Source organism: Mesorhizobium sp. M1A.F.Ca.IN.020.06.1.1 (assembly GCF_004023265.1).
Classification (GTDB): Bacteria; Pseudomonadota; Alphaproteobacteria; order Rhizobiales; family Rhizobiaceae; genus Mesorhizobium.
In genome coordinates, this window is the sequence record NZ_RZSR01000178.1 from 1 (window position 1) to 8149 (window position 8149).

The 8149-nt window shown below is 64.9% G+C and carries 5 protein-coding genes and 1 pseudogene; 2 read left to right on the forward strand and 4 right to left on the reverse strand.

Features of this window, described 5'->3' with window-relative positions; translation table 11 throughout:
- From EOA60_RS10700 to EOA60_RS10710, 3 genes are all read right to left on the reverse strand, one after another.
- The coding region (locus tag EOA60_RS10700; RefSeq protein WP_128311338.1) for a hypothetical protein at window positions 1-1212 on the reverse strand (1212 nt) is incomplete at its 3' end.
- Window positions 1213-1278: 66 nt separating this feature from the next.
- Entirely contained in the window at window positions 1279-2385 is a 1107-nt protein-coding gene (locus EOA60_RS10705; RefSeq protein WP_095823347.1) for a cellulase family glycosylhydrolase, read from the reverse strand.
- 20 nt (window positions 2386-2405) lie between these two features.
- Window positions 2406-4556, reverse strand: a complete 2151-nt coding sequence (locus EOA60_RS10710; protein WP_095823346.1) for a GumC family protein — start codon at window positions 4554-4556, stop codon at window positions 2406-2408.
- 238 nt (window positions 4557-4794) lie between these two features.
- Between EOA60_RS10710 and EOA60_RS10715 the strand changes: the two genes are divergently transcribed.
- Together EOA60_RS10715 and EOA60_RS10720 are read left to right on the forward strand one after the other, a co-directional pair.
- The gene (locus tag EOA60_RS10715) at window positions 4795-6207 is read left to right on the forward strand and encodes a lipopolysaccharide biosynthesis protein (protein WP_245322264.1); all 1413 of its coding nucleotides are present in this window, start codon (window positions 4795-4797) and stop codon (window positions 6205-6207) included.
- Window positions 6204-7298, forward strand: a complete 1095-nt coding sequence (locus tag EOA60_RS10720) for a glycosyltransferase family 4 protein (protein WP_095823345.1) — start codon at window positions 6204-6206, stop codon at window positions 7296-7298. The genes EOA60_RS10715 and EOA60_RS10720 overlap by 4 nt, the downstream gene beginning before the upstream one ends.
- On the opposite strand, the pseudogene EOA60_RS10725 reads toward EOA60_RS10720, so the two are convergent.
- Window positions 7284-8149, reverse strand: a pseudogene (locus EOA60_RS10725) (hypothetical protein); the annotation flags it as partial. The gene EOA60_RS10720 and the pseudogene EOA60_RS10725 sit on opposite strands and share 15 nt — an antisense overlap.

Here is an 8149-nt window from a genome sequence, read left to right on the forward strand (position 1 = left end):
GGCCTGGGCGGTTTGCCAGTTGAGATTGATGCTGGTGCTCGACAGGTTGCCGCCGAGACCCAAGCCCTGGCCGAGCGGATCGGCCAGGAAATCGCGCATGCCGGCAATCAGACCGAGGACGTGATAGTCGCCATGGGTGGCGCCATAGCCGATCGCCGCCGTCGTCCAGACCACGGCCAGGGCCATCGCGGCCATGAGCGCCAGACCGGCGCGGGAGGGACTGTAGATCAGCCGCACGGCAATTGCGACGAAAAGCATGAAGGTCGCGCCCTTGGAGCCGATGACGAGCAGCAGCGGCAGAGCCGCGAGAGGCAGCACCCATCGTCCTTTGAAGAGCAGCCAGGCCGAAATGATGCTTAAGGCGTAAGCATAGCTGATCGGATGGAAGTTCGGGCCGCCGATACGGAAGACGCTTGGCAGGATGTCGTTGAACAGGGGCGTGTTGAAGAAGGTCGTGGTCATCACGTCTTCGATCCCACGGTAAACGAAACCGGTTTCCTGAAGCGCTTTTTCCCACACGCCGGTCTCGACCTGCCGCGAGATGCTGCGCTCGACATATTGGTCGCCGTGGAACAGTCCGAGGAAATCCATGGTGAAGGTCAGTTCCGCATAGCCATAGACGATCGCGCCGGCGCCGAGCCACAGCATGCTCTTGCGCAGATCGACGGGATAAAGGCTGGCGGCGAGGACCGCGACGTGGAAGCAGGCGAGCGGCGTGATCGTGTTGCGGAAATAGACGACCGCGTCCTTGGGGTCGCCATGCACGACGCCGAGAGCGAAATAGAAACAAATCGTTCCGCACAGGACCATGCTCAGCAGCAGCCACGGGCGCAACTCGGTCAGCGCGCGGACGCGGTACTGAAATGAGGCGGCCAGGAAAATGCCGAACGCTGTCATCAGGATGATGAAGTTGGTGCCGCGCAGCGCGTCGAACGTGTCGTTGTCGGGAATGTAGGGGGTGAACCAGGCGACCACGAGGTTCTGAAAGAGAAAGGCGCAGATGATCAGCACCGGAACGCCCGCCGGCATCGCGTTCGAAACGATCAGCGTCAGCACGAATGTTGCGGCAATCCCGAACGGCGTCCACACGGCAAATGCGGAGACGGCGAGCGCAACGACAAGCAAGGCCGTGCCGACATGCAGCAAGGTTTCGGGCGTATCCCTGCCCGGCAAACCCAGTCTGACGGGCGAAGAGACCTGCGTCGTGCTCATCGCTGATCCGCTCCGCTCGTCACTTGTCCCAGCAAGCGTAGATGGCGCCTGTCGTCCATTTCCGGCCTAACCTCCAAGGAGCGCGGCAATCATCGAGCCGTCGAAGCCCTCGACGCTCTGCCTGCTCCTGATGAAGCCGAAGCCCTGATCGAGCTCCCAATAGGTCCATGCCACATGGTTCGCTTCAGCCGCCTTGCGCACGGCGCGCACCCAGGAGGCGCGGCTTTCGGCATCCACGCAGAAGTTGAGCACACCGAATTCGTTCAGCATGACCGGGCAGCCGTTGGTGGTGGACCAGCGCGCCAGATCGGCAAAATCGGAGCCGATCCGCGCGGCCGTCCAAGGCGCCGACAATTCCTCTTCAACGAGGTTGGCGGCTTCTTCGTCGCCGGCCGACCGCAGTTTGGAGATAAGCCGGCTCACCTGGGCCATTCCCTTGCTTGCGGGAAAGGGCAGGTCCGCGATGCGGGCGAGCGGCGAGGCATCCCAGGTCTCGCACTGGTGGGTGAAGGCCAAGGGGGCGTAATAGTGAACGGCGGCAATCTGGTTGTCGTCGGCGAGCGGCGGCGTGTCGGCGATTTCCCAGATGCCCTGAAACCGTGCCGGTCCCCAGACCAGCGTGTGGCGCGGACATTTCGCCCGCAGCGCCGCGGCGATCCGTTCCCGCAGCGCCAGCCAGGCGCTCCGTTCCATCGGTGGCTCGTTCAGCAGCTCGGGATAGACCCACTCCGCAGGCAGATCGGCAACGACGGCACGCAACGCCGTCCAGGCCTGAAGCACTCTTCCTGCAGCCGCCTCGGGATCGTTTCGAAAAGCCGCTACGAGCTCGCCAGAAGGATGCATGTCGAGGAGGACCGAAAAGCCGAGCCCGACAAGATCCCTGATCCCGTTCTGGATGCGGCGAAGCGTTGCCGGGTCGCCGCTGGAGACGAGATCGCTGTTGACCGGCAGCCGGATCGTTTCGAAGCCTGATTGCCGCAGCTTCTCAAGCGTGGCCGTGGCGGGAGCAAGCCCATCGTTTCGGTCGAGCCATCCGGGAAGGTTGAAGCCGCGCGACGGAACTTGGCCGGCCGTCGCGAGCGCAGCGGATTGCGGCGGAGGGGAGACGGCGACAACGGCTCCGGCGGCAAAGGCCAGCGCCTGTCGCCTCGACACCTTGGGCGGCGATGTCATCGATGCACCGCCTCCACGGTCTAGCCCCGGGCGGCGGCGCTGCGGCGCTGCTCGCCGGCCGCTCGCGGACTGTCGATCGCCGCGGCTGGCCGCGCGTCAGCCGGCGCGACGACAAGGGTGGCACTGCGACCGATCTGGCCGGCACCGAATTTTTGCGCGAGCAGCCTGGCGGCTTCCGAAGGCTGCTCGGAGGGGCTGAGCGCCAGAAGCGCAAGATCGGCTTTGGCGAAGAGCTCCGGATTCCAGCCGTTCTCATTAAGCGAGGGCGCGATCACGAGCACGAAATCGAACGCGCTCCCGGCTTCGGCCAGAATGCCACGGAACGAGTTGCGATCGGCAACGCCAGGACTTTTTTCCGCCACTGAGCTGCACACGATCGTCTGCAGACCGGTCGCGCCATCGATGAACAATCCGGCGCCGTCAGTCGTCGCGCTGGACAGACGATCGCCAATTTCCACCATCAGCACGTTCTGATCGGCCCGTTGCATGCCTATGCCCAGCATCGCGCCCGCAATCCTTGCCTCGAAACTGCTGTGGATCGAAGACACGAGGATGACGAACGGTTTGCCGTGGTCGTTCAGGTGCAAGACCATCTGTCGCATGATCTTCAGGACGGCGAGCGACAGCGTTTCGTTTCCGGTCTGGAAGAGCTGTTTCCTGATCGCCTTGATGTTTGAATAGGCGGTCCCACCGGCGACGCCGGGCAGACGGTACTCGCCGAAATTGGCTGGCATCGGCAATGGCCGGGGGCTGACCGGCGCGCTGTCCTTACGGTCCACGAACGGCTCCGGCACGGCCGCCGTCGGCGACTGCGGGTCCTCTTGCGGCTGCGAGACCGGACCAAGCGCCAGAGCGAGGCCGCATCCGGCGAGGAGTCCCAGAACGGCGCTCACCAAGAGAAGCAGGACCGGCTTCGGCCATGTCGGCTGGACAGGCGGCGAAGCCACGCCGATCTTGCGCGCTTCGGAAGTCTGCACGCCCTGCATCTGCGACGTTTCCTGCGCCCGCTTGAGATAGTCGTCGAGCACGGCGCGCGCCGCCTGGGCTTTCGATTCCAGCTGCCGCAGCTGTACCTGCGCGATGTTCGAGTTCGTCGACTGTTGGCGCAGGGCTTCGAGCTTGTCTTGCAGCTTGCCGACATTCTGCACAGCGAGATCATAGCTGGCCTTCAACTGCTGTCTTATGCGATCCGCCTCGGCGGACATCAGCCGCTTCAACCGCTCCAGCTCGGACTGCAGCCGCCCGATGGTCGGGTGGCGCGGCCCGTACATCGTTTGCAGGCTGGCAAGCTCGGTGGCGCGCTGGTTGTAGTCATCGCGCAATTTGATGGCCGAGGTGGAGGTAAGAATATCCGCAAGCTTGGCGAGCCCGGCCGGCGAACTGCCCGCAGCCAGCGCCTGATTGTAGCGGTCCTTGGCCTGGTCAGCGTCGCCCTGGGCGGCGATCAGCTGCGTCGTCAGCTGATCGAGCTGCGACTGCAGCGTGCCGCCGTCCGTCGAATTGACGATATTGTGTTTCGTCTTGAAGTCTTCGACCGTCCGCTCGGCGTCGCTGACGTCCTTTTGCAGGCCGGAGATCCTGTCCGTGAGCAGCGTATTCACGTCGCTGTTGGCGCTCTCGCGTTCTCCCACCAGGCCTGCCCGGTACTGATCGACGATGGCATTGGCGATGCGCGCGGCCTTTTCCGGCGACGGCGACGTGAAGCTGACATTGATGACGTAGGTCAGCCCTTCGCGCTCGACAGAAACCTTGCTCTGGAAGCGCTTGAAGGCGGCGTCCTGCGGCGCGCTTGCGCCGGCTCCGAACAGACGTGAAGCAAGGCCGCCGCCGGCGAATTCCGGATCGCTGTCGAGCTTCTGGCTTTTGAAGACGGCGCCGAGCAGGTCTGGCGACTGGATGACGAAGACTTGGCTGGCGATAGCGGCGCTGTCGGAGCCGATCCCCGGAAGCACGTTGTTGAAATTGGTCGCGCGCGTGTCGCGGGGGTCGATCAGTATCGAGGCCGTTGCGGTATAGCTTGGTTTGGTCACCGCAAGATAGGAGAGCGCCAGCAGCACTGCCGCGCCGGCGATGGCAAGCACCATCACGCGTCGCGCCCAAAGGATGGCCCACACTGCACCTATGTCGAACAACGGCGTAAGAGTGCGCTCGTCGATACTGGCTGGCTTCATCGATTTTCCTCGTCGAGAGCCGCGACTTCACGACCTCACTCGTCTCCACAGTATTAAGGATTATCGTTAGCCATCCGTTAAGCTTGGCGGCGTGACGATGCGCTCGGCGCTGGCGATGCCGGTAACCATGCGAAGCGTTCGCGCTGGCGCGGTTGCGGCATTTTGCTTATGCAGGATCGGGTTTTGAGCGTCGTCGTAGGTGCGGGTAGCCCATCGCCGATCGTCTCAGGAGGCGAGGTTGAAGGACACTAAAGGGAACCGCGAGGCCGCCCCCGGGGCAGGGGCCAGCCCGGCGACCGACATGCGCATGTCGGTCACGGCGCTTGCCAAGAGCGGCGCCGTGGCCGGCATCATCAAGCTTGCCAGCGCGGGCCTGTCCTTCCTGATGTTCGTGGCCGTGGCGATGGTGACGAACGAACGCGAGTTCGGTCTTTACAGCGCTACCTATGCCGGCGCGAGCCTGGTTTCCTTCTTCGCTTCGGTGGGCCAGCAGAGCACCGTGCTCAGATTCTGGCCTCAATATGCCGGGCTGGGCGATCTCGGCTCGGCTCACGGGCTGATGGCGCGCGCCATTCTCGTGGCGCTGGCCGGGCTCGTCGGTACCAGCCTGCTCATCATCGTGGTGGGATTCCTGCCCTTCATCGGCAGGGGAACGCCGGAATGGCTGCCGCTATGCGTGGCGGCAGCGGTGCTGTCGTTCTCGCTCGGCTGGTCGGAGTTTACCTCGGGCGCCTTCCGGGCCAAGAACGCGCTGATATCGGGCCTGCTGCCGCGGGACATCATTTGGCGCGCGGCGACAATCGCCGCCGTTGCGGCGCTGCACTTCATGCAAGTGAAGATCGATGCGATCGCGGCGACATATCTGACGGCGCTGCTGCTCATCCTGTCGGTCGTCCCGCAAACAATTGTGCTGTTGCGCGACACGGCGCGGGCAGATCGCGGTGGTCTCACGGAAGGGCAAAAGCAGGAATTCAAGACGGTGACGCTTGGCCTGTGGGGCGTCACCTCGCTGCCGCCCGCGCTCGGCCAGGTCAGCACCCTGCTCGTGGCGATGATCCTGGGGCCAGAGGCGGCAGGCGCGATCTTCGTGGCGGACCGGACCACGCGCTTCGTGACCCTTGCCCTCAACGGCATCAACCAGGCGCTGGCGCCGCAGATATCGGCGGCCTTCTACAGCGGCGACAGGGCTCACGTTCAGCGCATCACCAGCCTCGCCGCGCTTGGCGGCTCGGCCATTGCGCTGTGCGTGCTGGCGTCCTTCTGGATATTCGGCGACTTCATCCTGTCCATCTTCAATCCGGCCTATGCGACGCCGACCATGAGGGCGACGCTCGTCATCTTCGGCATCGGGGCGACGTTCGGCACCGCTTGCGGCCCGATCGAAGTCCTGTTGCAGTTGACGGGTCTGCAGCATGCGCTCTTCAAGGTGCTGGTCATCGTCAACGTTGTCGGACTTTGCGTGACGGCCGTGGCAACTTACTACCTCGGGTCCATAGGAGCGGCCCTCAGCATTGCCGGAACCGTCATCGCATGGACGGCTTTCGGGGTATTGATCGCCCGGCGCAGAATCGGCATCAACCCGTCGATCCTCGGCTTGTCCCTGGACAGGATCGGGCTGGTGCCTCATGCCCTCCTGAAGGGGCGCACGTGAAGATCGTCCAAGTGCAGACCCAGGCGGAAGCAGCGGGGGCGCAGCGCATCTCCGACATGGTGGGCGAGGGCTTGCGGGCGCGCGGGCACGAGGTGCGCACCGTCTTCATGTACCGCAAGACCGAAGCCTACGACCGCGATCCCAATGCGGATTTCGTCCTGACGGACAGACCGCGCGGATTGCCCGGGCAGATCCGGGCGACCGTCGGCCTGGCGCGATATCTGCGCGCGGCACGCCCCGACGCAGTCATCACTTACCAACACTATGGCAACATCTTCGGCACGATCGGCGCCCGGCTGGCCGGCGTCAGGCACATCGTCGCAAACCAAAGCGGCGCCCCGCAAAGCATGGGCGTCATGGGGCTGCTCTCCCAAATCGACAAGCTGATGGGCACGGTCGGCCTTTACCAGGCGAATGTCGTCAATTCCGGCTGGACTCAAGCGCAGTTCGATCGCTATCCGCGCTCCTATCGGCGGCGCATGCGTCGCATCGATCACGGCGTACCCGCGCCGGGCGAGGAATTCGACAAGGCAGCGGCGCGCGCCGCCTTCGGCCTGCCGCAGGACGTTTGGCTGGCCGTATCATCGGGCCGGCTGACGCGGATGAAGAACCAGATCGCGCTTGTCGGCGCGCTCGATCGACTGCCCGACGTCCATGTCGCGTTGGCAGGCGCGGGGCCGGAGCGCGAAGCGCTCGTCGCCTTTGCCGAAAGCCGCGGCGTTGCCGACCGCCTGCATCTCGTGGGCGAGGTTCCGCCGGCGCGCATCTTCGAATTCCTCGCGGCCGGCGATGCCTATGCGTTTGCCTCGATGACGGAGACCTTCGGCCTCGCCTGCGTCGAAGCCGCCATTTCCGGGCTGCCGGTCGTGGCGAGCAACCTCGACGTCTTGCGCGAGGTGCTGACCGCGGAGGACGGCTCTCCCGCCGCACTCTTCGTCGAGGCCGACGCTGCCGGCATGGCCAGGGGCCTTGGCGATCTGTTTGCGCGGCCGGAAGCCAAGGCCAGGCTTTCAGAGGCGGGACGGCGGCTGCGGGATAAGTATTCGCCGGCCAGGATGTGCGCGGGCTACGAGGCGCTACTGCTTGCCTGACCGCTTGCGCACGGCGGCGATCCCGTCGATCACTTCCAGGCGCCCGGCCCGATTGAGTGTGTGGATTTTCGGATAAGGAAAGTCGCCAGCCGCATCGATCGGCCGCGGCGGCGACAGCCGCACCGTCTGCTGGTTGAGCTCCAGCAGCTTCGACAGGCCCAGCCCGCCGCCATAGCCCAGCGTTCCGTCCTGGACCGGAAGAAGCACGCGGCCGTCGCGGTTGCGCACGAAGGCTCCGCCGGGGCGGGCCATGCGGTGGTCGATCAGGATCGGGTTCGCCGGATGCGGCCGCCACGGACCGGCAAGCGCGGGGGCGGAGAAAATCACCAGCGTGTCGGAAGTGCTTCCATGGCCGTCACGATCCGTGGCGAACAGCCAGAGCATGCCTTCATGCTCGAACAAGGTGGCATCGGAAATCTCGCCTTCGACCAGCACGGTCTCGGCAAGCCAGCTGTCCGGGAAGCCCGACGCGCGGTAGAGTGTGAGCTTGCCGCCGGCGCTCGCCTCCGGCAGCATCCAGATCGCGCCGTCGCGCTCGAATACCTGCGGGTAGGAGAGGTGGTGAGCCTCCTCCAGCACGACCCGAGGCTCGCCAGGAACGCCATCCGCGTCGAACGGGACAACGGAAATGACCGCCTTTCCGGTCGCGTGCGGATAGTCCTCGACGAACACAAAGGGCTGACCCTGCCACCAGAAGGGGAACGGGTCGGCATAGAAATGATCGCCCGGGTCCGGCAGCACCGACCAGCCGGTGCCGAGCTTGCCGGTATCGGCGACGCCCAGGGCATCGGTAAAGCGATAGCCGACACGCCAATGCGCGTGGCGGAAGCGCGCGCGCCGAAGCGCTTCCC